Annotated in this window: 22 protein-coding genes; 13 read left to right on the top strand and 9 right to left on the bottom strand. The window is 66.3% G+C overall.

Going from position 1 to position 26,446, the window contains the following annotated elements:
* Nucleotides 1-275: 275 nt before the first annotated feature.
* Genes DIE17_RS00500 through DIE17_RS00490 form a run of 3 tightly spaced genes read right to left on the bottom strand, consistent with a single transcriptional unit; the run spans nt 276 to nt 5,114 of the window.
* A complete protein-coding gene (locus tag DIE17_RS00500; RefSeq protein WP_124920503.1) occupies nt 276-1,610 on the bottom strand; it encodes an oligosaccharide repeat unit polymerase in 1,335 nt (444 codons plus the stop codon).
* On the bottom strand, nt 1,607-3,880 hold the full coding sequence (locus DIE17_RS00495) for a polysaccharide biosynthesis tyrosine autokinase (protein WP_124920502.1): 2,274 nt from the start codon (nt 3,878-3,880) through the stop codon (nt 1,607-1,609). The genes DIE17_RS00500 and DIE17_RS00495 overlap by 4 nt, the downstream gene beginning before the upstream one ends.
* Nucleotides 3,881-3,938: 58 nt before the next feature.
* Nucleotides 3,939-5,114: a polysaccharide biosynthesis/export family protein gene (locus DIE17_RS00490; protein WP_260435783.1), complete on the bottom strand. Its 1,176-nt coding sequence runs from the start codon at nt 5,112-5,114 to the stop codon at nt 3,939-3,941.
* On the opposite strand from DIE17_RS00490, the gene DIE17_RS37770 reads away from it, so the two are divergent.
* Complete coding sequence (locus DIE17_RS37770) at nt 5,023-5,712, top strand: hypothetical protein (RefSeq protein WP_260439190.1); 690 nt, start codon at nt 5,023-5,025, stop codon at nt 5,710-5,712. The genes DIE17_RS00490 and DIE17_RS37770 overlap by 92 nt on opposite strands.
* Nucleotides 5,713-5,873: 161 nt before the next feature.
* Here DIE17_RS37770 and DIE17_RS00480 read toward each other — a convergent pair whose 3' ends face one another.
* Nucleotides 5,874-7,730 carry a serine aminopeptidase domain-containing protein gene (locus tag DIE17_RS00480; protein WP_124920621.1) on the bottom strand — a complete coding sequence of 619 codons (1,857 nt, stop codon included), beginning with the start codon at nt 7,728-7,730 and terminating at the stop codon, nt 5,874-5,876.
* Between the two features lie 575 nt (nt 7,731-8,305).
* On the opposite strand from DIE17_RS00480, the gene DIE17_RS00475 reads away from it, so the two are divergent.
* From DIE17_RS00475 to DIE17_RS00440, 8 genes are all read left to right on the top strand, one after another.
* The gene (locus tag DIE17_RS00475) at nt 8,306-9,565 is read left to right on the top strand and encodes an oligosaccharide flippase family protein (protein ID WP_124920501.1); all 1,260 of its coding nucleotides are present in this window, start codon (nt 8,306-8,308) and stop codon (nt 9,563-9,565) included.
* Between the two features lie 509 nt (nt 9,566-10,074).
* On the top strand, nt 10,075-12,276 hold the full coding sequence (locus tag DIE17_RS00470; RefSeq protein ID WP_124519642.1) for a glycoside hydrolase family 3 C-terminal domain-containing protein: 2,202 nt from the start codon (nt 10,075-10,077) through the stop codon (nt 12,274-12,276).
* A 399-nt stretch (nt 12,277-12,675) separates the two neighbouring features.
* Nucleotides 12,676-12,747: a pyrroloquinoline quinone precursor peptide PqqA gene (pqqA, locus tag DIE17_RS00465; protein WP_124485082.1), complete on the top strand. Its 72-nt coding sequence runs from the start codon at nt 12,676-12,678 to the stop codon at nt 12,745-12,747.
* Between the two features lie 84 nt (nt 12,748-12,831).
* The gene (gene pqqB / locus DIE17_RS00460; RefSeq protein WP_124519643.1) at nt 12,832-13,743 is read left to right on the top strand and encodes a pyrroloquinoline quinone biosynthesis protein PqqB; all 912 of its coding nucleotides are present in this window, start codon (nt 12,832-12,834) and stop codon (nt 13,741-13,743) included.
* A 103-nt stretch (nt 13,744-13,846) separates the two neighbouring features.
* Nucleotides 13,847-14,599 (top strand): pyrroloquinoline-quinone synthase PqqC, encoded by a 753-nt coding sequence (pqqC, locus tag DIE17_RS00455; RefSeq protein WP_044843142.1) that lies wholly within the window; start codon nt 13,847-13,849, stop codon nt 14,597-14,599.
* The gene (gene pqqD, locus DIE17_RS00450; protein ID WP_044842933.1) at nt 14,596-14,871 is read left to right on the top strand and encodes a pyrroloquinoline quinone biosynthesis peptide chaperone PqqD; all 276 of its coding nucleotides are present in this window, start codon (nt 14,596-14,598) and stop codon (nt 14,869-14,871) included. Before pqqC ends, pqqD begins: the two co-directional genes overlap by 4 nt.
* Nucleotides 14,843-16,015, top strand: a complete 1,173-nt coding sequence (pqqE, locus tag DIE17_RS00445; RefSeq protein ID WP_185735348.1) for a pyrroloquinoline quinone biosynthesis protein PqqE — start codon at nt 14,843-14,845, stop codon at nt 16,013-16,015. The genes pqqD and pqqE overlap by 29 nt, the downstream gene beginning before the upstream one ends.
* A 133-nt stretch (nt 16,016-16,148) precedes the next feature.
* Nucleotides 16,149-16,442 (top strand): putative quinol monooxygenase, encoded by a 294-nt coding sequence (locus DIE17_RS00440; RefSeq protein ID WP_124484984.1) that lies wholly within the window; start codon nt 16,149-16,151, stop codon nt 16,440-16,442.
* Between the two features lie 157 nt (nt 16,443-16,599).
* Here the strand turns inward: DIE17_RS00440 and DIE17_RS00435 are convergent, their stop codons facing one another.
* Both DIE17_RS00435 and DIE17_RS00430 read right to left on the bottom strand, forming a co-directional pair.
* Entirely contained in the window at nt 16,600-17,520 is a 921-nt protein-coding gene (locus DIE17_RS00435; protein WP_124484985.1) for a LysR family transcriptional regulator, read from the bottom strand.
* A 120-nt stretch (nt 17,521-17,640) separates the two neighbouring features.
* A complete protein-coding gene (locus tag DIE17_RS00430; RefSeq protein WP_409333434.1) occupies nt 17,641-18,702 on the bottom strand; it encodes a porin in 1,062 nt (353 codons plus the stop codon).
* Nucleotides 18,703-19,487: 785 nt separating this feature from the next.
* Between DIE17_RS00430 and DIE17_RS00425 the strand changes: the two genes are divergently transcribed.
* Both DIE17_RS00425 and DIE17_RS00420 read left to right on the top strand, forming a co-directional pair.
* Nucleotides 19,488-20,075, top strand: coding sequence for a YigZ family protein (locus DIE17_RS00425; RefSeq protein WP_124484987.1), 588 nt, complete (start codon nt 19,488-19,490; stop codon nt 20,073-20,075).
* Nucleotides 20,076-20,296: 221 nt separating this feature from the next.
* Nucleotides 20,297-20,584, top strand: a complete 288-nt coding sequence (locus tag DIE17_RS00420) for an H-NS family nucleoid-associated regulatory protein (RefSeq protein WP_124485084.1) — start codon at nt 20,297-20,299, stop codon at nt 20,582-20,584.
* A gap of 55 nt (nt 20,585-20,639) precedes the next feature.
* Here the strand turns inward: DIE17_RS00420 and ppk2 are convergent, their stop codons facing one another.
* Entirely contained in the window at nt 20,640-21,590 is a 951-nt protein-coding gene (gene ppk2 / locus DIE17_RS00415; protein WP_124484988.1) for a polyphosphate kinase 2, read from the bottom strand.
* Between the two features lie 212 nt (nt 21,591-21,802).
* Entirely contained in the window at nt 21,803-22,252 is a 450-nt protein-coding gene (locus DIE17_RS00410; protein WP_124519704.1) for a winged helix-turn-helix transcriptional regulator, read from the bottom strand.
* A gap of 335 nt (nt 22,253-22,587) precedes the next feature.
* On the opposite strand from DIE17_RS00410, the gene DIE17_RS00405 reads away from it, so the two are divergent.
* A complete protein-coding gene (locus tag DIE17_RS00405) occupies nt 22,588-23,511 on the top strand; it encodes an alpha/beta fold hydrolase (RefSeq protein ID WP_124920619.1) in 924 nt (307 codons plus the stop codon).
* A gap of 124 nt (nt 23,512-23,635) precedes the next feature.
* Here the strand turns inward: DIE17_RS00405 and ggt are convergent, their stop codons facing one another.
* Nucleotides 23,636-25,357: a gamma-glutamyltransferase gene (ggt, locus tag DIE17_RS00400; RefSeq protein ID WP_124519647.1), complete on the bottom strand. Its 1,722-nt coding sequence runs from the start codon at nt 25,355-25,357 to the stop codon at nt 23,636-23,638.
* Between the two features lie 401 nt (nt 25,358-25,758).
* On the opposite strand from ggt, the gene DIE17_RS00395 reads away from it, so the two are divergent.
* Complete coding sequence (locus tag DIE17_RS00395) at nt 25,759-26,283, top strand: metal-dependent hydrolase (protein ID WP_124920500.1); 525 nt, start codon at nt 25,759-25,761, stop codon at nt 26,281-26,283.
* Nucleotides 26,284-26,446 lie beyond the last annotated feature (163 nt).

Raw genomic sequence — 26,446 nt, 5'->3', positions numbered from 1 at the left:
CGCAGCGGCACGACAACCTCGACCATCGTGCAAATGCTAGCCCGGCGATCGAATCATTAACGTGCGAAAAGCTACTTTTCCGGGAGGTGACCTGGCTGGAACGCAGGTTTCGACTGGCGACCGCGATGTCGAACGGGCACGCGGCTGCCCCCCGTTTCGCGCACGACAGGCACCGCGACGCGAGGCCGAACGTCGACTGGTCATCGGCGGCATTCGTGCTGCGATACGCTGCGAACCAGGCCGTCGATCGACACGTCAGCGCGCCCGCGTGCGCCTCACGGTGCGGCAGGATGGGTGGCCGGCGCGACCGATGCCGGTCGCTTGACGAAATAGCGGAACACGGCGATCAGCAAGACAATCGGCACGAAATTCCGTCCGCTGAACAAATTCGGAATTCGAAGAATCTCCATGATCGAAACGTAGAGCACGGCATGCGCGCAACACCAGAACCCGGCTCCGCTCCGCCAGCCTGCGTAGCTCCGTCCGAACACCCAGCCGAGGACAACCGCATCGAGCAGCCCGAACCAGCCCCATTCGTAAAAGTGAACGAAGATCCCGGAGGGATTGTTGAATTCCGGGTCGGCGTAGCTGTTCAGGAACACGGTGATGCTGTCGGTCGAGTCGAGCCACGGCTGCAACGGTGCGCCGATGATCGGAAAATGCAGCAGCCAGTCGAAAGTGAACATCGGATGGCCGCGGTCCCAGCCGAGCACGCTCAGTATCCCCGCACCGTTGTTCAGCGCCGTCGAGTAATAGAGGCCGAGACGTTCGAGCGCGAAATCGAAAAGGTTGTCGTAGATGGTGACGTAATAGGCTTCCCACGACCGGTTGTACTCGTTCGCGATGAAGAGCCCGAACAGCAACGGAATCGCGGCGTACGGCCCGAGCGTCAGCAGTCGCGAGAACCGGCCGCCGAGCCGGAACCGCACGATCATGAGCGCGCATGGCAGCGCCACCTCGATCAACGCGAGCCGCTCGGCAAAGATGAAGCTGCGCAGCAGCGTCAGCACCGCGAGCACGCCCAGGTAAACCTTGTAGCGGTTCACCCCTTTGACCGGCGTCTTGAACACATAGAAATACAACGCGACGTACGGCGCGGCTGCCTGCGTGAACGAGCTCAGGCCCGTGAAGTGCCCTTTCTGCTCGAGCATGACATACGCATTCGCTTCGCCGTGCAGGAACGCCAGCAACAACGCCGGACGCGCGAAAATCCCGCCCAGCAGCATGAGATTGCCGAACAGCGCGAGCACGAACACGAAATCGAGTACGCCGGCGGGCAACTCGGCTGGCGCGGCCGGCGGCCCCCGGCGCGACTGCGCCTCGGTCGTCGCCAGCCACGCCGTCACCACGACGACCAGCAGGAACAACGCGCCGACCAATGCGTAATAGCCGTCGAAGTAGAGCCGCGCGATCGATTTCTGATTGACCAGCAGACTCAGCGACAACATCCCGTACAACGGCAGGATGAAGATCAGCACGAGGCGGGCGGGATCTTCCCACCAGTAACCTGTGTAAGCACCTGCCTCGCGACGGAAACGCGCCGCCCTGCGCGCCGTCGCCCCGCTCTGTCGCGGACGGAGCCTGCCGTCGCCCGCACGCCGCCGTCTCATGAAGCCCGTTCCATCTGTTGTCGCGATACCGCCATTCCCTTGGCGACCGCCGCGGCCTGATGCGTGTTCGTATCCGCATAGCCGTAGTCGTACCGTCCCGGCGCGCCCTTGTAATCGTTCAGGACCACGCCGCGCACGTCGATATGCGCCTGTTCGAGCCGTCGTGCGCTTTCGTCGAGTTCCGCCAGTGTCGTCACGCCGCTGCGCGCGACGAGGAACACGGTTCCCGCGAGGCGGCCGAGCACCAGCGCATCGGCCACCGGCAGCAACGGCGGGCCGTCGATCACGACCATGTCGTAGCGCGATGCGACCTGCTCGATGAGTTCGGCGAGCGCGGGCTGCAGCAGCAGCTCGCCCGGATCGGGCACGACGCTGCCCATCGCGATGAAATCGAGGCCCGGCACGATGCCGCGCTTGATCGCCTCGTCGAGCCGATGGGTGCCAGCCACCACGTCCGACAGGCCCGGCGCGCGGCTGTAGCGGAATCGTTCGTGCAGCGACCCCTTGCGCAGGTCGGCATCGATCAGCAGGACTCGCCGCTTCGCCGCGCCGACGAGCGACGCGATATTCGCGGCGACGAACGACTTGCCGACACCCGTCGTCGGCCCGGAAATCAACACGACGGGATTCGACGCGTCCGGCATCGACAGTTGCAGTGCCGCACGGAAATTGCGCAGGCCTTCAAGCGCCGCGTCCTGCACGGCGACCGACGGCACCTGCGCGCGCGCGCCACGCCGTCCGGCCTTCGGGCGCAGCTCCGCTTGCGCCGCGCCCGGGCTGTGCGGCACGGTCGCGAACACAGGCAGTTCCGTCGTCCATTCGATTTCCTCGGCATCGCCGATCGTGCCGACGATGCGCTGCCGGACGATCACGATTGCCGCGCCTGCCAGCAGGCCCACCATCAGCAGGGCGATCACGGCGACCCCGCGATGCGGGCCGATCGGCTGCTCGGCGACCTTCGCCGTATCGACGATCCGCACGGTGCCGGTCTTGCTGGCCCGCGCGAGGATCATCTGCTGGCGCGTGTTGAGCAGGTTCGTGTACAGCGCCGTGTCGACGGCCACGTCGCGCTGCAACTGCAGCACGCCCTGTTCGACGGTCGGCAGTTGCTGGATCTGCTTGCGTGTCGTGTCGAGCGAACGCTGCGCGTCGGAGAGCTGAGCATCGACGGCCACCACGGCCGGATGCTTCGGCATGAAGCGCGTCAGCAATTCCTCGCGCCGCTGCTGCAGCGTCTGCACGCGCGTCTCGATGTCGACCGACTGCTGGCGCAACGCCAGCGCCTCGTCGCTCGTATTGACCGTCCCGTGCGAGGCCCGGAACGCGTTGAAGCGGCTTTCCGCCTTTTCGAGCTGCGCCTTGAGCTGCGGCAACTGGGCGTCCATGAAGCGGATCAGCTTGTCGGCCGCCTCGGACTTGCGCTGCGTGTTCTGCGCCAGGTATGCGTCGCCGATCGCGTTCAGCACGCGGCTGTCGTGCACGGGATCGGTGCCGTCAAGCGTCACGCCGACCATGTTCGACTGCTTGCCGCGCTCCGAGATCAGCGCGTTCTTCTGCAGCCAGGCCGTCGCCTCCTCGTCGCTGTAGCGCGTCAGGTCGAAACGTGCGCCGGGCTTGCCGGCCACGCCGCGCACGAATATGTCGAGCGGCCCCTGCGGCGTCTCGACATGTAGCGGCTGCCCGATGCGGCCCTGCCATGCCGGCCCCTTGCGGCCGAACCAGCCCGTACGCTGCAGCGTGTAGGCGCCGTCGTCGCCGACGGTCAGCGCGAACCGCTTGCCGAGCAGGCGCTTCGGCACGTCGAAGGTCGGCACGTCGATGCGCTCGGCGCCGTACACATAGCCGCCCGGCAGCGGCGACGACAGCCCGTCGGCCGCGTTCACGAACCGCCAGCCGATCAGCGGCAGGTAATGCGGCCTGGCGTCGACGGCCAGATTGGTGCTGTCGATCGCGCGATCGAGCACCGCGCGGGATTTCAACACTTCGATCTCGGTCGACGCATCCGTCTTCAGGTCGAATACCGACGACGGATCACCGGTCGGCGACGTCGATTTCGAGTCGGTCGGGCTTTGCTCGACCTGGAACAGGATGTCGGTCCGGTAGACGGGGGCCGCACACAGCGCATACACGGCGCCAACGAGTGCGCCCGCGAGCGCCGTGCCAAGGATCAGGCGCCGGCCGCCGTACAGCATGCCCCAGTAGCGGCGCACCGGATAGGACGGCCGCAGGGCGGGCCCGCTGTGCGGGTCGGGCAGGGTCGAGGAAGTCATACGGCATCAGTCCCGTAGGCGCGACGCGCGGTCGCGATGACGAAATGGGTCATGAGGGTCACGGCGAAATCGCCTTGGCCGTCAGCGCACCCTGCGCGGACGACGGAATCAGCAGGTTGACGACGCGGCTCCAGCGCACCAGCGACGACGCATCGACGAACACGACATCGCGACGCTCGAGCGGAAACTGATCGGCCAGCGCGAACGACGCGGGCGAACTGCCGTCGAGGTGGTACACCCGCGGGCGGTTGTCCGGGCCACGACGCACGACGAACACCTGGCGCGCGTCCGACGTGTACTGGCTCGCGCCGCCCGTGTCGCCGAGTGCTTCGCCGAGGCTCATCCGGCCGTCGGTCAGCGTCAGCGTCGCGGGCCGCGACACCTCGCCGAGCACGAACACCTTCGCGTCGCTCGCCGCGCGCACGCGCACGAGATCGCCGTCGCGCAGCAGGATGTTCGACGGGTTCACGCCCGCGGCGATCAGCGCCGGCAGGCTCACGTTCACGGTCTTGTCGCCGCGCGTCACCGAGACCTGCGAGCGATCGGCCGTCGGGGTAAAGCCGCCCGCGCGGTCGATCGCCTCGGGCAACGTCATCGGCATGTCGTTGACGATCTGCAGACCCGGCGTGCGCACCTCGCCGTCGAGATAGACACGCTTGCTGCGATAGGTCTGCACGCGCAGCGCGATCTGCGGCTTGCGCACATATTCGCCGAGACGCTTCGTCAGCAGCGCGCGCGCCTGCGCCTCGGTCAGCCCCGCCACGTGCACGAGGCCGGCATACGCGAACTGCACGTTGCCGTTTGCGTCGACCGTGTAGCCGGTCGCGACCGAACTGGCACCGACACCGTCGCCGCCCGCCGTCGTCTGCGTCGTCGGCAGGTTCAGTTCGGGGTGGTCCCATACGACGATGCCGAGCACGTCGCCCGGGCCGATCGTGTACGGCTTCGGCTTGCCGAACAGCTGGCGGATTTCCGCATCGACATCGGCCGGCCGGCTCGCATGCTGCTGCGCGACGAACGCCGGCGTGATTTCGATCAGCTCCTCGCTCGACACGTTCTGCACACCGTCGAGGCCGCCCGCGCCCGATGCATCGGCGCTCACGCGCGCATTCGCGTCACGGTCGGCAGGCGCCCGGTACGTCATGCCCGGCGACAACGCACATGCGCTCAATGCGCACGCGGCCGCCACGATCGCCATGCGCGACAGCCACGGTGCGCGACGGGTGCCGGCCATGCGTGCCTGCAACGCTCCGTGCGTCGATTCGGGTTGCGTGGTGATTGACATCGTGCCCTTCCAAAACTGTGCGGTAACCCGCCGAACGCGGCGAATTCCGGCATTACGCTTGCCGGCGCGGCTCGCATCACGGTGCCACGCCTCCCTCTACACCGCACGTCAAACCGTACGATTCGTCATGAACTGCTCTTCGTCGCTTTCGTTCCTCGTCTGCATCGCCTCGGCCGGCATCGTCTGCGCCGTCGATGCGCAGACGTTGCCCGCCGTCCCGGCCAACGCGCCGACGTTCGCATCGGCGGCGGCGCTCCCGCCCGTACCGCTGCAGCGATCGGCGCAAGCCGCCGCGACAAGCGACGCCGTCGAACCCGCTGCAGCCGCCCCCGGAGTCGCGATGTCCGCTTCCGCGCGTCCCGTCGCCAGCACCGCCGTCCAGCCCGAAACGCGCGCTCGCGGCGCGCTGCGCCGGCCGCTCGTGCCGGGGCGGCCGCATCGCCCGCAAGCGGCCAGTGCACCCGCCGACGACGTATGGCGCAGCGACAGGTTGTATGCGTCGCCCTACGCGAAGTCGCCCTATGAGCAACCGGACGATCCGGACTGAAGCATCCCGGCCGGTCATGCCTCGGCATGACCGGCGATGCACCGATACGGAATTGGACACCACGGCGAACGGCACGTCTGTGAGGGACCCCACCGAACGCCGATCTTCATGCGTAGAGGGGATCGCACCCCGATGCGCCGCCGCGTGCGACGCGGCGCGCATCACGACCGGCCGACGGACACGCTCGTGTACGATCGCGCGGCCGCTTCCGGTGCGGCCGGATCGGCGACGCGCGCGACCGGCCGGATCGCGTCGCGACCGAGCGCCTGCATGCACCGGTCGATCACGATGTCCGTGCCCACCGCGCCGTACACCGCATGGTCGACCTGCGGCTCGAGGTACAGACGCACGTGACGCGAGCACCGGAACGCGCGCTCGATTGCACCGAAGTGACGCCGGACATCGTCGATGCCGGGATCAAGCGCGCCGTACACCAGCGTCGTCCATACGTTGCGCTGCGCAAGCTCGTGCATCACGCCGCGCGGCGTGCCGATGCCCGGCTTCCAGCCGGCGCGCGCGACAAGCGCCTTCGCCGGCACGCTGACCCGCGCGATCGCATTCGCGGCCACCGCCCGCACGATCGGCCGCAGGTCGCGCCGATCCCGCACGAGGCGCTTCCATTTCTGCCAGTCGCGCACCGAAAGCCAGTAACCGCGCACCGAGTTGTTCCGCTGCTTCTGCACTGCCTCGAGCGAGAGTCCGGCCGGCCACACGAAGCGGGCGAGATTGATCGCGATCACGCCGCCGAGCGACGGCGTCTTCACGGCCGCATGCAACGCCGCATAGGCGCCGGAACAAATGCCCGCCGCGGCCACCTCCGGGTGACCGAGCGCGCGCAGCCAGTCCGCGGCAGCGGCCACGTCGTCGCTCGACCGCGCCGAATACACGACGCCCGACTGGTCGTCCAGCGCGGCGGGCCCGCTATCGCCGACGCCATGCACGTCGATCCGCAGTGTCGTCACGCCGGTGCGTGCCAGCGCGCGCGCGAGGCGCACGCTGAAGCGCCCTTCGCCGCTGCGCGGGTTCGTCGACGTGTTCGCGATCACGAGCGCCGGGCCGACCGGATTCGCAGGCCGCGTGTCGGCGGGACGGCACAGCACGCCGACGAGCCGGTCCGCACCGACCGCGACGACCTGCTCGGTCATGTCGTGCAGGTCCAGCGCGACGGCCGACTCGCCATTCCACGCCGAATCCGTTTGCATCGGGGTTTCGGCGCCAGCCGACATACGCGGCGCGAGTTCGGCGATCCAGTTCGCGAGCGTGTCGATCGCCGCGAGCGGCAAGCGCGAGCGCGTGCCGTCCAGCATCGTCGTCGGCCATTCGCGGAATGCATCGCTCGCCACGTCCACACCGCGCTCGAACAGCGCTTCGCGCAATGCCGGCCCGTCGCCCTGATCGGGCTGGATCAGCAGCATCGCGCCAGGCAACGTCGGCGCATCGCGCACGACGTCGCACAGATCGACCGCCTTCAGCGCATCGACGAAGTCGTCGGGAAACCGGTGTCCGAGCACGTTCATGCACGGTTCGTCGCGATGCGCGGCGCGGATCGCGGGCGACGTGATATCGAGCCACTGGCGATGCACGAACGACAGCTCGCGCAAGTAGGCGCGACCGCGCACGACCGGCGCCAGCGCCACCAGGGCGTCGACGCGCGGCGCCGGGCGCGGGCCCACGCCCGCGGCGGCCAGCATCGCGAACAACGCGCCCGCGCGGATCCCGACGAGCGTCAGCGTGGTTACGCCAACCTGATCGCGCAACAGGTCGATCGCGTCGTGAATGCTGGCGATGCTCGCGACATACCGACCGGCGTCGCGATCGTCGCCCGCCGAGTCGCCGGTGCACGGGTAGTTGAATCGCAATACCGTGACACCCTCGCGGGCCAGCCGCTCCGCGATCGCCCGCATGAGCTTGTGCGTCCACGATGCCTCGTGACCCAGCGATTCGCACAGGATCACGCCTTGTGTCGTATGTCCTTCGTGCAGCCACCCCACGCAGCTGCCGAACGTTATCGGCTTCAATCGGTACTCCTCGGCTCGGTATTTGTTATCGGATGCGGACACGCGTCCGGCGGCACACCGGAATCGGCCACTCCACGGTCGTGTGACCGCTCTACGGCGCACGGCCTTCACGCAACGGACCTCCGCCGCGCCCCTGCGCAACCCGTCCCTTCGCGATGCGTTGCCCTGCCCCGTTGCCTGGCGGCGGCAGGTTGCCGGCCCGAGTCGTCGTCAAGCCATGTCTGCCGCGCACGCAAACAGTCGTTCGATTAGAGCACTCGGCCCGAGCGCCCTTCGGTGCGCCAGCTTACAAATGCATTCATTACCGTGGCGATACAACGAGGCGCCCGCTGTCGGGATTCGCGCCGCGCGTGTGCGCCGAATCCGCGAAAGGTAGGCTCGCGAACACAGTCGTCTCGCTAGCCCCGTATCATGACCGCCATGCGATGTGGCCGTGTCCGGCATCGCCGGACGAAACCGGCGCCAGCTGGAACGGGCCGCGAACCCACGCAGCCGGATCAGCGCCGACCGGCCGCGCGAGCGCACGGCGGCCCGCACCTCGCCACCCTGCGACACCCACGGCGCCGACCAAGCGAATGTCAAACCTCAAGAAGAATTTCCTGCTGCTGCTGACGCTGCAGATTTCGATGTATGCGGTGCCGCTGCTGATCGCACCGTTGCTCACGCACGCGCTGGGCCCGGAAGGCTACGGGCAGCTCGCGTTCTCGCTCGCGGTCATCGCGTACCTCACCAACTGTACGAGCTACAGCTTCGACCTGACCGCCACGCCGCGCATCGCGCTCGCGCGCGACGACCGCGCCGAACGCTCCCGCATCTTCTGGGCGACGCTGTATGCGCAGATCGGCATCGCGGTGAGCTGTTTCATCGTGCTGGTCGGGCTGATCGTGCTGGTCGGCCGCTTCGGCGAAGACCGCGACCTGCTGCTGATCGGCTTCGGGATGGTGGCCGGCGTGGCGTTCACGCCGGGCTGGTATTTCCAGGGCATGGAGAAGTTGCGCGCGCTGAGCGTGATCCTGTTCGTTGGCCGCATCCTGAGCCTGCCCGCGATGTTCGCGCTCGTGCATAGCCCGGCGGACATCGACCGCGCGATGATCGTCAACGCGGCCGTCCCGACGCTGTCCGCGCTCGTACTGGCCGTCTATCTGTATGCCCAGCGCGAAATCGACTTCGTTCGCGTAGGTTTCGCCGACATCGCCGAATCGCTGAAAGGCGGCTGGCAGGTGTTCCTCGCATCGACGTCGATCGCGTTCTATGCGTCGACCAACACCGTGCTGCTCGGCTTCGTGTCGGGCAACGTCGCAGCCGGCTACTTCGCCGCCGGCGACAAGCTGATCCGCGCGGCGCTCAGCATGCTCCAGCCGCTGAAGGCCGCCACCTATCCTCGCATCAGCTATCTGATGCGGCATGCGCGAAACGACGCGTTCTCGTTCCTGCGCAAGCTGTTCGTGGTGCAGGTCGCGATGGTGCTCGGCATCTCGCTCGCGATCTTCTTCGGCGCGCCGCTCGCCGTGCGCATCCTGTACGGCCCTTCGTACGAACCGACGGTCCAGGTGCTGCGCTGGATGGCCTTCATTCCATTCATGGCCGGAATGACCGACCTCTTCGGTGTGCAGACGATGCTGCCGCTTGGAATGAAGTCCGAATTCACGCGTGTCCTGATGTCATCGGGCATTCTGAACATCGTCCTCGTGCCGGTGCTCGCGAAGTACTTCGCCGAACTGGGCGCCGCCGCCGCCGTGCTGACGGCCGAGGCTGCGGTCGCAGCGGCGCTCGCGACCGTCGTCTATCGTGCCGGGATTCCGCTGCCGGGCAGTCCCGTCGCTCGGCGCGGTTAGCTGGCGCAGCGTCCGTGCTGCCGGTTTTCCCCGAGGCGACCGGAATTCGACGGGGTTCCATTCGATGCACACGCAACGAATCCCCCACAAGCCTCCCGTCGCCGCCCCCGATCCGCCTCCCCTCGAAACGACCGCCCGCGGGTACTTCTTACCCTGCTGCACACGCACAATCAGGAACGCTTACCGGCTTTTCCCCACATCGCACACCCGCATCGAAAAAAGATCATACGTATCAGTAGAAACACCGATGCTGTAGTCAAACTACATTCGTACGATTGGCCACTGCAGAGAATCGCTACATCCGATTCGGCAGTGTCGGACGGTCCGCGTCGCCGTCCGCGTTGTTCGATCGGGCCCAACCGGCCGTAACGATTCCCCGCCTGGCCTGGCATGCCGACGCGCAACTACCCTGCATCGCCAGCCGAATGCGTCCGGTGCGAATCCACCGGACGTGCGCAGCTCCAGACATCATCCGAACAACAACCGGCAATACGATCATGGAGAGCAACATGCGGGACAAACACTGGCCGGCCGTCGTGCTGGCAGCGACCCTCTGCACCACCGCCTACGCAGGCAACGCCGATTTCAATTCACAGGGCGACGCCGCCGACGCATTCGCGTCGTCCGCCGCGCAGCGGCGCGCCGACGTCCTCGTGCGCAAGATGACGCTCGACGAGAAACTGCAGTTCATCCATTCGCAATACGAAATGTCGAAGGTGCCGAACGGCGGTGCCGGCTACATCCAGGGCGTGCCGCGGCTCGGCATTCCCGATCTCAACATGGTCGACTCCGCGACCGGCTCCGGCAGCACGTCGCTCGCGAGCACGACCTTCCCCGCCACGATCGCCGTCGCCGCGAGCTGGGATCGCCGCCTGTCGTACGACTACGGCAAGCAGGTTGCGATCCAGTTGCGCGCGCAAGGGTTCGGCATGGGTCTCGGCGGCGGCACCAATCTCGCGCGCGAGCCGCGCGGCGGCCGGCTGTTCGAGTATCTCGGCGAGGATCCGTTGCTCGCAGGCGACCTGCTCGCGGAGCGCACGCTCGCCACGCAGCGGCAGAAGGTCATCGCGACCATCAAGCACTATGCCGGCAACGAACAGGAGCATGGCCGGATGGGCGGCAACACGCAGATCGACGAACGCACGCTGCGCGAGCTCTACCTGCTGCCGTTCGAGATCGCCGCGAAGCGCGGGCAGCCCGGCAGCGTGATGTGCAGCTACAACCGCCTGAACGGCGCATACGCGTGCGAGAACACGCATCTGCTGAACGACGTGCTGAAGAACGAATGGGGCTTCCAGGGCCAGGTGCAATCCGACTGGGGCGCGACGCACAGCACGGCCGCCGCGATCAACGCCGGGCTCGACGAGGAAGAAGACGTCGGCCCGTCGGTCTACCTGACGCCGGCGGCCGTCAAGCAGGCGATCGCGAACGGCTCGGTATCGACCGCGCGCCTCGACGACATGGTGCGCCGCAAGCTCGCGGTGATGATCCGCGTCGGCGTGATGGACGATCCGGCCAAGGGCGGCGGCACGATCGATTTCGCGGCCGCGAACCGGTTCGCGCAGAGCGTCGCCGAGCAGTCGATCGTACTGCTGAAGAACGACGGCAACCAGTTGCCGTTGGCGGCGGCGGCCTTGTCGCGCATCGCGGTGATCGGCGGCCACGCCGACGCGGCCGTGCTGTCGGGCGGCGGCTCGGGCAACACGCGCGATCCGGTCACCGGTTCGTTCGCGGGCTGCGGCGGCCTGACGTTCGGGGCGTCGACCGGCTGCAGCTGGTGGCGCAATCCGTGGCTCAAGGTCGACGTGCCGATCGTCGCGGCGATCCGCGCGCTCGCGCCGGCGGCACAAGTCACGTTCGCGGGCAACAGCGACCAGCAGTCGCCGTTCCGCGCGTACACGCAGCAGGAAATCGACCAGGCCGCGGCGCTCGCGGGCCGCTCGGACGTCGCGATCGTCGTGGTCGCGCAGCCGGCCGGCGAGGATTTCGGCGATCTGCAAAGCCTGAGCCTCGCGAATCCGTCGAATCAGGATGCGCTCGTCGAAGCGGTCGCGCGGGCGAACCCGCACACGATCGTCGTCGTCCAGAGCGGCAACCCGGTGCTGATGCCGTGGAAGGACAACGTGTCGGCAATCGTCGAGGCGTGGTATCCGGGCGAAGGCGGCGGCAAGGCCATCGCGAACGTGCTGTTCGGCGCGGTCAACCCGTCTGGCAAGCTGCCCGTCACGTTCCCGGCGCGCGACCAGGACACGCCGACGTGGGGGCAAGGCGGCGCATTCGACAACGACCCCGTCTACGCGGAGAAGCTGAACATGGGCTACCGCTGGTACGACGCTCGCAACATCAAGCCGATGTTCGAATTCGGCCACGGGCTGTCGTACACGCACTTCGCGTATTCCGGGTTGTCGGTGTCGCGGCAACGGGACGGCTCGCTGAGCGTCGCGTTTACCGTGCGCAACGACGGGCGTGTCGCCGGCGCGGAAACGCCGCAGGTCTATCTCGGCGTGCCGTACAAGGACGAGCCGCCGAAGCGGCTGGTCGGCTGGGAAAAGATCCGGCTGAACCCGGGCGAGGCACGGCATGTCCGCGTGACCGTGTCGCCGCGGATGCAGAGCGTGTGGGATACGTCGCGCAATGGCTGGAAGGTCGTGCCGGGCGGGACGGTGTATGTCGGCGCGTCGTCGCGCGATATCCGGCTGCAGGGTAGCTAGGCAGCCGGCCTGACGATGCCGGTGTCGGGTGGAACGCCGCCCGACACCCGCGCACAACGCGTCGATTCGTACGATTAAAGAGGCGCCACCGGCTGGCAAACGATGCACAATCGCCGCGTTTCGTTCACATTGTCGACCAGGTGTCGGCAATGCGTGCGCGATGCGCACATGAATGAAAACCGGGAATGCCATCCATGCCCGGATTGACTTGCTCGTGCGCCCCGTTCGGCTACGATGTGAACGTGCGATTTACCGGACTTCGTGCCGGCCGCCCACCGCACGAATGTGATAGCGTAGTGAAGCCGCAGCACGGTCTCGTCGCCGATGGTCGGAGAAGAACATGTCGGCAGGTCCGCGGGCGCGCTTCGTCGTCAGTCGTCATTGCAAAGGAGTTCTCCTATGTGGACCAAACCTGCCTACACTGATCTGCGACTCGGTTTCGAAGTCACGATGTACGTGTCGAATCGCTGATTCGGGCACGCCATCCGGAAAGGAAAGCCTCGGTCTGCCGAGGCTTTTTCTTTGCTTCGCACCCCGGCCCCTCGTCGCACCGACATGCTCATACACATCCTCGGATCCGCCGCGGGCGGCGGCTTTCCGCAATGGAACTGCAACTGTGCGAACTGCGCGGGTTTTCGCGCGGGCACGATCGACGCGCAGGCCCGCACCCAGTCGTCGATCGCGCTGTCCGACGACGGCACGAACTGGGTGTTGTGCAACGCGTCCCCCGACATTCGCGCGCAGCTGCAAGCCTTCCAGCCGTTGCAGCCGGGCCGCGCGCTGCGCGACACCGGCATCGCCGCCGTCGTGCTGATGGACAGCCAGATCGACCATACCGCCGGCCTGCTGAGCCTGCGCGAAGGCTGTCCGCTGCAGCTGTGGTGTACCGACATGGTCCACCATGACCTCGTCAGCGGCTTTCCGCTGTTCAACATGCTCGCGCACTGGAACGGCGGGCTGGTCTGGAACCGCATCGTGCTCGGCGACAGCTTCACCGTGCCGGCCTGCCCGAACCTGCGCTTCACGCCGCTGCCGCTGAGCAGTGCGGCGCCACCCTATTCGCCGCATCGCTTCGATCCGCATCCCGGCGACAACATCGGCCTGCTCGTCGAGGATCGCCGCACCGGCGGCACGTTGTTCCATGCACCCGGGCTCGGCACGGTGGACGACGCGCTGCTGCAACGGATGAACGACGCGGACTGCGTGCTCGTGGACGGCACGCTGTGGGACGACGATGAGATGCTGCGACGCGGCGTCGGTGTACGCACCGGCCGCGAAATGGGTCATCTCGCACTGAACGGTCCGGGCGGCATGCTCGACGTGCTGGCCCGGGTGCCGGGCCCGCGCAAGGTCTTGATTCACGTCAATAACACCAATCCGATCCTCGACGAAGGTTCTCCCGAACGCGCGGAATTGCGGCAGCGCGGGATCGAGGTCGCCTTTGACGGGATGGACATCGTGCTATAAAAAACGCATGGTCCCGCTTCCGCGACGCACATCGTGATGCATACGACGTCGATTGCGGTACGACGCACGCCCTTCCAGTGTCCCCAACGTCATGGAACCGTCGATGAGCCAACCCGCTCTCACTCCCGCCCAGTTCGAGCAGGCGCTGCGTGCCAAGGGCGCCTTCTATCACATCCACCACCCGTACCACGTCGCGATGTTCGAAGGCCGCGCGACCCGGGAGCAGATCCAGGGCTGGGTCGCGAACCGCTTCTACTATCAGGTCAGCATTCCGCTGAAGGACGCGGCGATTCTCGCGAATTGCCCCGACCGCGAGGTTCGCCGCCAGTGGGTCCAGCGCCTGATCGATCACGACGGAACCGCCGGCGACGAAGGCGGTATCGAGGCGTGGCTGAGGCTCGGTGAAGCGGTCGGGTTGGACCGCGCGCAGTTGCGCTCGCAGGAACGCGTGCTGCCCGGCGTGCGTTTCGCCGTGGACGCCTACGTGAATTTCGCGCGCCGCGCGAACTGGCAGGAAGCTGCGAGCAGCTCGCTCACGGAACTGTTTGCGCCGCAGATCCACCAGTCGCGCCTCGACACCTGGCCGCGCCACTACCCGTGGATCGATCCGGACGGCTACGCGTATTTCCGCACGCGCCTCGGTCAGGCGCGCCGCGACGTCGAGCACGGGCTCGACATCACGCTGCGGCATTACACGACCTACGAGAGCCAGCAGCGGATGCTGGATATCCTGCAGTTCAAGCTCGACGTGCTGTGGACGATGCTCGACGCGATGTCGATGGCCTACGAACTGCACCGGCCGCCTTATCACACCGTCACCGACCAGCCGGTCTGGCACAAGGGAATCGCACCATGAATTTCGACAGGAATCGCGTGCCGCGCTGGCGGCCGGGTTTTCGCTTCCAGTTCGAGCCGGCCCAGCATGCACACGTGCTGCTGTACCCCGAAGGCATGGTCAGATTCAACGAAAGCGCGAGTGCGATCGGCGGGCTGATCGATGGCACGCGCACCGTCGCGGACATCGTTGCGCATCTCGAACGGCAATTCCCCGACGTGCCCGAACTCGGAACCGACGTCGAGGATTTCATGGAGACCGCCCGTGCCCAACACTGGATCGAACTCGCGTGAACCGGTGACGCCCGACGCCGCGCGGCCGGCAACCGGATTGCCGCTGTGGCTGCTGGCCGAACTGACGTACCGGTGCCCGCTGCAGTGCCCATACTGCTCGAATCCGCTCGATTTCTCGCGTCAGGGCGCGGAGCTCGACACGGCACAGTGGTTCAGGGTCATGGCCGAAGCGCGCGAGATGGGCGCCGTGCAGATCGGCTTCTCGGGCGGCGAACCGCTCGTCCGTCCGGATCTTGCCGCACTGATCGGCGAGGCGCGCCGCCTCGGTTACTACACGAACCTGATCACGTCGGGTATCGGCCTGACCGAGCAGAAGATCGAGGCGTTTCGCCGCGCCGGCCTCGATCACATCCAGATCAGCTTCCAGGCGAGCGACGCGACGGTCAACGACATGCTGGCCGGATCGGAAAAGGCATTCGCCCACAAGCTCGCGATGGCCCGCGCGGTCAAGGCGCACGGCTATCCGATGGTGCTGAACTTCGTCACGCACCGGCACAACATCGACGACATCGACCGCATCATCGAGCTGTGCATCGCGCTCGACGCGGACTACGTCGAGCTCGCGACGTGCCAGTATTACGGATGGGCCTACCTGAACCGTCAGGCGCTGCTCCCCACCCGCGCACAGCTCGAGCGCGCGGAGCGCATCACGAACGCGTATCGGGCGAAGCTCGCCGCCGCGAACAACCCATGCAGGCTGATCTTCGTCACGCCCGACTATTACGAGGAGCGGCCGAAGCCCTGCATGAGCGGCTGGGGCAGCCTGTTCCTGATCGTCACGCCGGACGGCACCGCACTGCCGTGCCACGGCGCGCGGCAACTGCCGATCGCCTTTCCGAACGTGCGCGATCACGACTTGCGACACATCTGGTACGAATCGTTCGGCTTCAACCGCTTCCGCGGCGACGACTGGATGCCCGAACCCTGCAAGTCGTGCGACGAGAAGAAGAAGGACTTCGGCGGGTGCCGATGCCAGGCGTATCTGATGACGGGCGATGCAAGCCTCACCGATCCCGTCTGCGGCAAGTCGCCTCATCACGGCCTGATCGAGAAAGCACGCGAGGCCGCGCTCGCGCCGCTGCAACCCATGACGCAACTCGTGTTTCGCAACGTACGCAATTCGCGTGAATTGACGAAGACCTGAACGGCGCCGCGCGCTCGCCGCCGATCGCCGGTGTTTCCTGATTTGGAACGCAATGTTCGCGCATCGCGTCGGGCCGGCTCACTATAATTCGTTCGATCGAAAGCGATCGTCAGACCCATTACCGGAGCAGACCATGAACGACCTTCATATCGTCGCCGTGCTGTACGCCAAGGCGGGGCAGGAGGCGCAATTGCGCGAAGACCTGATCGCCCTTGCCGGTCCGTCGCAGAATGAAGAAGGCAATCTGCGCTACGAGGTGCATGTCGACAGCGAAGATCCGCGCCGGTTCGTTTTTGTCGAACATTGGGCAGATCCCGCCCTGCGCGAAAAGCATCACACGCAAGGCGCACACATCCTGAATTTCCACGCCAACGGCGTGAAGAATGTCGAGCGCTCGGAAGTCTTCAAACTGTCTCGCCTCGCCTGACCCTCCTTTCCCGCGCTGACCACCGTTTCATGCGCGTGCGCGCGACGCCGGACATCTCGCCGCGCGCCGCGTCGTCGCCCCGGATTCAGCGAGGAGCGACGCGGTGTCCGGCAACCCATCGAATCCGCTTTTTGCAACGTTGCGCACCGACGGCCCGTCACGCGCCGGCTACCGCCCATGGCGCGGCAGCGAGGCGCTCCGCCAGATAGTCCAGGAACGCGGTCACGCGCAACGGCCGCAAGCTGCTCGGCGGCGTCACGAGATTCACGCCCACCGGATCGATCCGCCACTCGGGCAATACGTCCACCAGTTCGCCTCGCATCAACGCGTCCCTGACGACGAACTCGGGTTGCAACGCGACGCCCCGGCCAGCCAGCAGCGCGGGAACGATCACGTCGGCGCTGTTGCTGCGGATGATGCCGCGCACCGTGACCGCGAACGCGTCTCCGCACGCATGACGGAATTGCCATAGCTCGGGCGTCGCCAAGCCCGTGTAGACGAGACACGCATGCCGGGCCAGGTCGCGAGGATGCGTCGGTCGCCCCCAACGTTTCAGATAGGCCGGCGAAGCCACCAGCGGGTGATTCACCGCGCAGAGCCGGCGCGCCCGCAGCGACGAATCGGCGAGTTCCGCGATGAGCACCGCCACGTCGAACCCGCCACCCACCACATCGACGATGCGGTCGGTGACGCAAAGGTCGATCTCCACCTGCGGATAGCGTTCGAGAAAGGCGGGGATCAGCGGCGCGACGTGGCGGCTCGCGAACGACATCGGCACGGCAACGCGCACCAGACCGCGCAGTTCCGTCGCGTGCGACGACGCCTCGGTCTCCGCCGCCGCGGCTTCGCTGAGAATGCGAATCGCTCGCGATTTGGCGATTTCGCCGGCGGCCGTCAGCGAAACCTGACGCGAGTTTCGATAAAAGAGCGCCGTGCCGAGCCGGCGTTCGAGTCGGGAAATGGCTTTCGACACGGTCGGCTGCGAGAGGTCGAGCGCCTCCGCGGCCCTGACGAAAGAGCCCGTTTCGAGCACGTGCGCGAAAATCGCCCACGCCTCGAGGTCAGGAAGTATCTGCATCAGACAGCAAGCCTCCGGTTGGCCGATCCGGCCGGTTCCTGCCGATACCGGTGCCGCGCCCTGCAGCGTTCGCGCTGCATGAGCACCGCCGCCGATACCGGCTGCGCGATGTGCACACCGCTAGAAAAGCGTATGAAGGCCGATGCGGGCAATGGCCTGGTTCGCGCCGGACGACGCTCCATCCGGATCCATCACACCGTTGATTTGCGCCCGGGCACCGCTGCTTGCCCGCTGCCACACACCGGTCGCGTACACCATCGTTCGCTTCGACAGCGTGTACTGCACCGTCGCCGTGACCTGGTGAGCGTGGTCGTTGTCGAGCGCCGCATTGCCCTTCATGTACATGTAATCCGCGCCGATCCTGACCGGACCGGAGAGTTGCCAGGTACCGCCCGACTCGGCCATCCACACCGAGCCACCGGACGCAGCGTTATGAACGGTCGTCACCAGCGCGCTCAGGTTCGCCCGTCCGATCCGGTAGTGCGCCCCTGCGCCCCAGTTACGCACACTCGTCGCGACGGAGCCCGGCTGTGCGCCATATTTCTCGTTGGTGTACGCGGCGGCGGCGCCGAACGGTCCGGCCTCGTAGTCGAGACTGGCGCTCACCGTATTGCCCGCGCCGATCGAGCCCGGCACGCCGCCGAACGCATAAAGCGCGCCCGCCTTCAGCCCATGGATGACCGGGCTCACGAACTTGACGGCGTTCGCTACACGCTGACTGCCCGCCATCCGGTCCCAGTCGAACGCGCCGGTCGGGTTGCCGGGCAGCGCGAGCTTGCGAAAGGGTCCGTTGCGCAGGTTGTACAGTCCGGCGACATCGGCCGCCGCGTCGGTGCCGCTGAAGAACAGCGTATCGGCCATGAATTCATACTGGTTGCCGAACGTCAGCGTGCCCAGCCGGTCGTTCTGCACACCGACGTACGCGGTACGCGCGAACAGGCCATTGCCGATCAGCGCGCCGGTACCCGGTGAAATCTGGCTGACCAGCTGGAAAATGACCTTTGAGCCGCCGCCGACATCTTCGCTTCCGCGCAAGCCGAGCAGGCTCGGCGTAAAAATCCCGTCGTCGAATTTCGCATTGCCGTGGCCACCTTCGTTACTGACGTAACTCAGTCCCACGTCGAGCGCGCCGAACAACGTGACACTGCTCTGCGCGCACGCGATCGGCACATGCGCAATCATCAACAGGGCCGGGGCATAGAGACGCTTTCCGAACATGAACCGCCTTCTTCATTGCTTCGCAATCCGAATCACAACGACCGGACCTTTCAATCATCCCGCGCAATGCAGGTACGCACGCGCACGCCGCCGTCATGCCCGATCGCGCGACAGGCGGCACGCATCGACGGCACGAGTCTAGCGCACGGAATGACGCTTCGACGTTCGGCCCGCGAGAACACAATGTTCTGCATCTCCCGGCTACGCAATGCATCGCGGTTCGCCTACACTCGTTCGGTGCATCGGCAGATGCGCCGCGATTCGAGCCGCCATCCGAGCCGCGATTCAAGCCACGATCCGAGCCGCGATCCGTCGCCGACGAGAATCGATTGCGCATGCGATCGCGACACCCTCCGCCGCGCCCGATGCTTCGCGCTCAGGTCGAGCCGACCGGCGCACGCCAGGTCCCCACTTGCCAGGCCCGGAACTCCTTCCTCCGGCTTTCGTCCTCCGGAAAGTCCAGACCGCGCTTCACGTCCGATGTTTGAACCCGGGCGAAGCGCTCCATTAAGCGATCGTCACCCGGCGGTCGCGTTCGTCGCACGCGTTTTCACGCTCCGGAGCGGCCGGCGCGGCAACCGCGCCGAATCTCTCGACGCGCGCCACGGTAAAATTCCGTCGTGACCCGTTGCTCATCCCGTTCAGGCGCCCTGCCGGGCCTGCTGCGGCATGCATCGCCTGCCATCGGAAGCGCGCCGCACAGGAGCCCCTATCTCCTTGATTCCTATACATTCACCGTTTCCCGGAACATGACTTACTCGCTTGCCACCCTCTACACCCGGGAACTCGAGATCCGCAAGAGCCGCTTCATCGCGTTCGCGATCCCCGTCGAGGACCGCGATGCCGCGATGCAGGCGCTGCAGCGCCTGCGCGACGAACACCCGGCGGCCACCCACGTGTGCTGGGCCCTGCTCGCCGGCGGCCAGTCCGGCATGTCCGACGACGGCGAGCCGTCGGGCACTGCCGGCCGACCGATCCTCGAAGTGCTGCGTCATCACGATCTCGACGGCGTGCTCGGGGCGGTGGTCCGCTACTACGGCGGCGTGAAGCTCGGCGCGGGCGGCCTGGTGCGCGCCTATACGGATGCGATCGCGTCGGCGCTGCTCGACGCCGAGCGCGTCGAACGCATTCGCCACACGCGGATCGCGATCGAAATCGGCTACCCGGACGAAGCGCGGGTGCGCCGCTGGATCGAGCAGGCGGGTTACGCGCTGGTGGACAGCGCGTACGGGATGACGGTGAAGCTCGTGATCAAGCTGCCGGAAACGGCCGAGGCAGCAGCGAAGACCGAACTGTTCGACCTGACGCAGGGGCGCTCGGGCTTCCCCGACCTGTGAGGATCGGGCAACCCGCCCGGCCTCGCCGCCACGGGTTTCACACAGATTCCCGTGAAAATTCAGATGCGTCCGATAGAAAACCCGCGCGCCGAAGCTTAATCTCCCCCGTGTTCCTCGCGACGCGTCCTGCAAACGCCTGGCCGGGCGTGCAGACATGCGGCACACCGCGCGTCGCCAACGATCGCCAACAATCAGAATTCAGCTACGGGGATATCGGACGCATGCAACTGCAAAAACTGCAAGCCCAGCTCGCGGAACTCGATCGACGCATCCGGGTGGCGCGCCGCCGCGAACGCCAAGCGGCACTGGTGCAGGTACGCCAGCTCGTGACGGACCATGCGCTGACCGCGCGGGAAATCTTCGGGCAGGGTTACAGCGATCGCGTAAAGCTGTTCACGATGGGCACGAAATATCGCGATCCGGCGACGGGCGCGACCTGGAGCGGCCGCGGTCGTGCGCCCGCCTGGATCGCCGGGCGCGACCGCGCCGCGTTCCTGATCCGGGATTAACGCGCGCCGCGTTGCACGGCGCGCCTCCGTGGTCGATGCAGTCGACCCGAACCGCTCAATAAACGTCCGGGACGATCATGCTGTCCGGCGTCGGACGGCGAATGTAGTCCTCGTGATGCTCGCGCTGAGGCAGATCGATCGTCGGCCGCGGCACCTCGTGATACGGCACCTGGGTCAGCAGGTGATGGATGCAGTTCAGGCGCGCGCGCTTCTTGTCGACCGCCTGCACGACCCACCACGGCGCCTCGGGGATGTGCGTGCGCAGCATCATCTCTTCCTTCGCGGCCGTATACGCTTCCCAGCGGCGGCGGCTCTCGAGATCCATCGGGCTCAGCTTCCACTGCTTCAACGGATCCTCGATCCGGCTCTGGAAGCGCAGCTCCTGCTCGTGGTCGGTGATCGAGAACCAGTACTTGACGATCTGGATCCCGCTGCGCACGAGCATTTTCTCGAACTCGGGCACCGAGCGGAAAAACTCCTCGTATTCGTCGTCGGTGCAGAAATTCATCACGCGCTCGACGCCTGCGCGGTTGTACCAGCTGCGATCGAACAGCACGATCTCGCCGCCGGCCGGCAGATGCGCGACATAGCGCTGGAAATACCATTGCGTGCGTTCGCGATTGTTCGGGGCCGGCAGCGCCGCCACGCGGCACACGCGCGGGTTCAGGCGCTGCGTGATGCGCTTGATCGCACCGCCCTTGCCTGCCGCGTCGCGCCCCTCGAAAATCACGACGAGCCGGTGCCCCGTGCTCACGACCCAGTCCTGCAGCTTCACGAGTTCGCCCTGCAGCCGGAACAGCTCGCGGAAATACTGCTTGCGCGCTTCGCGGCGCTCCGGCGAGAACAGCAGATCCTCGTCGTTGTCGAAGCGGCGGTCGTCGAGCTCCATTTCGAGTTCTTCGTCGTACGCGTCGACGAGGTCTTCCTCAAAACGGCGCTGGCGCGATTCGAGCGATGCCGTATCGGTGAAGTCGTCGGACTCGGTGCGGGTATCGTTATCGCCCATGGGGCCTCCTTCCTTCAATTGGCGCAGCCAAACACCACCATTATCCCAGCGTCTCGCGTCAAATTGATGAAAAAGGGGTCGATCCGCCCCTCAGAAGCGGAATCCGGGCCGCGCTCGCCGAGAGCGTACTTGAACGCGGTCTAACCGCTCGCGAGCAGATCGGGCGCGCGCATACGCCGCTGGGGCGGTGACGCCCGGCCGCTGGCGATGCATCAACCGGGCGGCGGCAGCACGACCGTGTCCTCGGGCCCGAGCACGCGGCCGTCCTGCGAGCGAAGCTCCAGTTTCCTGACGGGCAAGCCGGTCTTGCGGTCGACGAGAAGCACGTGCGCCTCGTCCGGTTCGAAGAAGAAATCCTCGCCCCACTGCCGCAGCGCGACGAGCAGCGGAAACAGGCCTCGCCCCTTTTCGGTCAGTACGTACTCGTGATGCGCGCCGCCGTCCGCGGCCGGCACCATGTCCATGATTCCGTGCGCGACGAGGTTGCGCAAACGCGCGGCGAGGATGTTCTTCGCCAGGCCGAGATTTTTCTGGAATTCGCCGAAACGGCGCAGCCCGTCGAATGCGTCGCGGACGATCAGCAGCGACCACCAGTCGCCAATCGCATCCAGCGGGCGGGCAACGCCGCAAGGGGAATCTTCGTGGGTGGTTCGTCTGGTCATCGATGGAGGTCGAACGGCGGATGGTGCCATGGGCAATGAAGGTTTCAATATAAAACCAACAATACTGAAAATCAATCGCCGTGCGTCCATTGTTCGAGGAGCACGAACGAAACCGGGTTCCTCATCGGAATTGGTTAGTCGGGGTTAGTCTGGTCATGCATTTCGATGCCAAAAATTGCCGAATTTTCGATTTTTCTTACCTGAAGTCATCCCGTCGTCGAGGCGTTCGATCGTGTCCTGATCATTCATTCAGTTGCAACTTGAAACCTCATGTCCTACGCTCCAAATGGTTTCAACATGAAACCACTATCCACGACCATACGAAGGAGCGCTCGATGATTTCATCCGATGCCACGTTCGACGGCACCTTTCCATTCGCTCCGCACTTCAGCGACGCGCCCGGTTTCCGGATGCACTACGTGGATGAAGGCCCGCGCGACGGCGAAACGGTTCTGTGCCTGCATGGCGAACCCACCTGGGGTTACTTGTTCCGCCACCTGATCGCGGCACTGAGCCCGACACACCGCATCGTCGTGCCCGACCACATGGGATTCGGCAAAAGCGCGACGCCGCAGGATCGCCACTACGGGTTGCAGGACCATATCGACAACCTGGAGCGCTTCGTTCTCGCGCTCGGCCTCGACCGCTTGACGCTCGTGATGCACGACTTCGGCGGCCCGGTCGGCATGGGGCTCGCGGCCCGACATCCGGACCGGATCCGGCGCATCGTGTCGGCGAACGGGCCGACGCCGTTCGGCCAGCCCGATCTGGTCGAGCGCGTGACCGCGAACGGTCGCGACGCACCGTGGTTCCAGTGGATCGTGCGCGCGGCGGCAGACGACACACTCGAAACGGTGCTCGGGCAGCTAGGCTTCAACATCCTGAGTACGCTGAAGCTCAACGGTTTCGAGAATCATGCCGTCATCGACGATACCTGGATCGCCGCATACGGTGCGCCGTTCGCGCAACCGGCCGACTGTATCGGCGCGATCGGATGGGCGCGCGGATTTGCCGACGGCATGCACCGGTTCGAGGAGCCCGATGCTGCAGCGGTACGCGCGATACGCGACAAGCCCGCGCTCGCGATCTGGGGAGACGCCGATCGCACCCTCGGCGCCGAGCACTTCCTGCCGCTGTTCACTGCGCTGTTTCCGTCGGCGCCCGTCGAGCGGCTGGCCGGCGTCGGGCACTATTGCTTCGAGGATGCGCCCGACGCGGTGACCGACCGGATCGCCGGATTCATCCGCGCCACCGCCTGAGCGCGTTGCACCGCGCGTCCGAGCCATCCGACGCGGCTACCCGCCCGGCACCGGACTGCATGCCGGCCGCGGAACCGCGTGCGCGACCGCTTTCGCGCACGCGTCACTCACCCGCTACTCGACGTCACCGAATGATCCGCGTGACCCCGCGCCCACGCGGATCGGCCATCGCCTCCGGCGTCCTGCCGTCGATCTTGATCACCTGGATGTCGCCGCTGAAGTCCTGCCCCGTCAGCGTGTAGCCGCGGGCCTCGATCTGTTTCGCGAGTTCGCCTTCGATCGGGTGGTACGGCTCCCAGAAGATCGTGTTCGGCGGCAGCAGCTGATGGTGGAAACGCATCGCGCCGACGGCCTCCTTCAACGGCATCCTGAAGTCGTAGATGTTGTTGATCACCTGGAAGATCGACGTGAAGATCCGCGAGCCGCCCGGCGTGCCGATCACGAGCGACACCTTGCCGTCCTTCGTCATGATCGTCGGCGACATCGACGACAGCGGACGCTTCTTCGGCTCGATCGCGTTCGCGTCGCTGCCGACCACGCCGAACATGTTCGCGACACCCGGCTTCGCGGAGAAGTCGTCCATCTCGTCGTTCAGCACGATCCCGGTGCCGTCGGCGACCACCCCCGAACCGAAATAGCCGTTGATCGTGTACGTGTTCGACACCGCGTTGCCCCACTTGTCGACGACCGAGAAGTGCGTCGTCTCCGCCTTCTCCGGCATCGACGTGCCGAGGCCCGGCTGCACGCTCTTCGTGTCCGACGGTTCCTTCGGATTGACCTCCGCCGCGCGCTTCGCGATATACGCGTCATCGGTCAGCTGCGCGACCGGCACCTTGTAGAAGTCGGGGTCACCGAGATACTGCGCGCGATCCGCGAACACGCGCTTCTCGATTTCCGCGACGAGGTGGATGTATTGCGGCGAGTTGAGCTTCACGCCCTCGAACTCCTGCTTGAGATCGGCCTTCATCTTCAGCAGCTGCACGAGGCCGATGCCGCCCGAGCTCGGCGGCGGCGCGGTGATCACGTCATAGCCGTTCCACTTCGCCTGCACCGGCTGGCGCCACACCGCGCGGTATTGCGCGAGATCCTCGGTGGTGATCAGCCCGTTGCCGTCGCCGGTCTTCATCGACGCGGCGATCAGCTCGGCCGTCTTGCCCTTGTAGAATCCTTCCGCGCCGCCATCCGCAATGCGCGTGAGCACCGCCGCGAGATCGGGCTGCTTGAAGTTCGTGCCGGCCTTCATCGACGCGAAGTACTTGTCGAAGTTGGTCTTGCCGCCGAATTCCTTCGACGCGTCGACGCCGCGCTGCGCCAGCTGCTCGTCGACGACGAAGCCGTCGCGCGCATAGTGGATCGCCGGCGCGAGCACCTGCTTCCACTTCAGCTTGCCGAAACGCTTCTGCGCTTCCCACATGCCGGCGACCGTACCCGGCACGCCGGCCGCGCGCGGGCCGTACAGGCTCATGCCCTTGACGACGTTGCCGTCCTTGTCGAGATACATGTCCTTCGTCGCGGCGAGCGGCGCGCGCTCGCGATAGTCGATGAAATACGGCTTGCCGTCCTTGTAGATCGTCATGAAACCGCCGCCGCCGATGTTGCCGGCTTCCGGGTATGTAACCGCAAGCGTGAACGCGATCGCGACGGCCGCGTCGATCGCGTTGCCGCCTTCCTTGAAGATCCGCTCCGCGGCGTCCGCGCTGTACTTGTCGGCCACCGCAACCGCCGAGCTCGTCAGGACCGCCGGCTGCGGCCCTTTCGCGTAGGCCGGCGTGTTCGGCAGGAAGCCGATGCCGGCCATCGTCGCGAGCACGACGGCGGATGATTTGAAGCGATTCAGCATAGACATTGCATGTCCCCCATGTAGGTCTCCGGCGGGCTGGAAATAGCCCCTGATCCGCTTATAGCCGCTGGCGCACGGTCAGCCCTATGCCGGTTTCGTAGTGAATCGGGGAATGCGGCCGGAAAACTCGCGGCACACTACGAATTGCCGTGGATCGTGTACGGTCGGTCACACGGCGGAGCAAAAAATGAGCCGGCGGATCAGTCGAAATGGCATGCGGCGGATTCGCAGCGCACCCGCGCGATCGGAAATCACGGCACGCGCCGCATGCGCGGCTCCGGCACATGTAAAAAAATGCGATCGAACCGCCCGCTGAGCAGGCCGATCTGAGAAGATAGCGCCCCGCTTTCGCGCCCGATCGTTCGCGCTCGTCCGCAGCCGCTTCACGCTTCTTCGTCTCGTTTCCTATGGCATCACACAATGCGCATCACGCGTCCGGCTTCGCGGCCGGCGTCGCCGCCGCCGTCCTCGTCGCGCAAACCGGCGCGACCGGCCCCTGGCACGCGGGCCTGCTCGCCGCGTTCGCGGCCGGCGTCGCGGGCGGCACCGCGCCCGACTGGCTCGAAGTCGCGTGGTGGACCCGCAGGCGCCGCTTGTGGATCACGCACCGCACCATCACGCACTGGGGCATCGGCTGGATCGCGCTGCTTGCGCTGGGCTGGCACGGGCTCACGCATCATCCGCATCCGCTGTGGGCCGCGCCGCTGTTCGGCTTCGCGTGCGGCGGCGTGATGCACCTGCTCGCCGACTGGCCGAATCCGCTCGGCGTGCCGTGGATCTGGCGGCGCCATTCGCTGAACCTGTGGAACAGCGGACATTGCGACCTGATCGTCGTGGCCGCCGCCTGGGGCGGCACGCTGTGGCTCGCGCAATCGCTGTGGACGCGCGCGCCGTTCCTCGAACACTGGCTCGGCTGGTTGCATCGCGTGTAGTGACACGTCGTAGCGCATAGTCGCGCGCCGATACATGTCGTCACGCCTCGTGCTCCGCACCCGCCCGGCGCACGTCGAACCCGACTCCCTTCTCTCCTCGATCCAGCACCCGCGAACGAGCGGGTTCCGTTACGCACGCACGCCCGTTGAAATGCCGGCGCCG

It is taken from the genome of Burkholderia sp. Bp9099, assembly GCF_003857805.1.
GTDB lineage: Bacteria > Pseudomonadota > Gammaproteobacteria > Burkholderiales > Burkholderiaceae > Burkholderia.
This window is presented reverse-complemented; position numbering and strand designations above follow the sequence as displayed.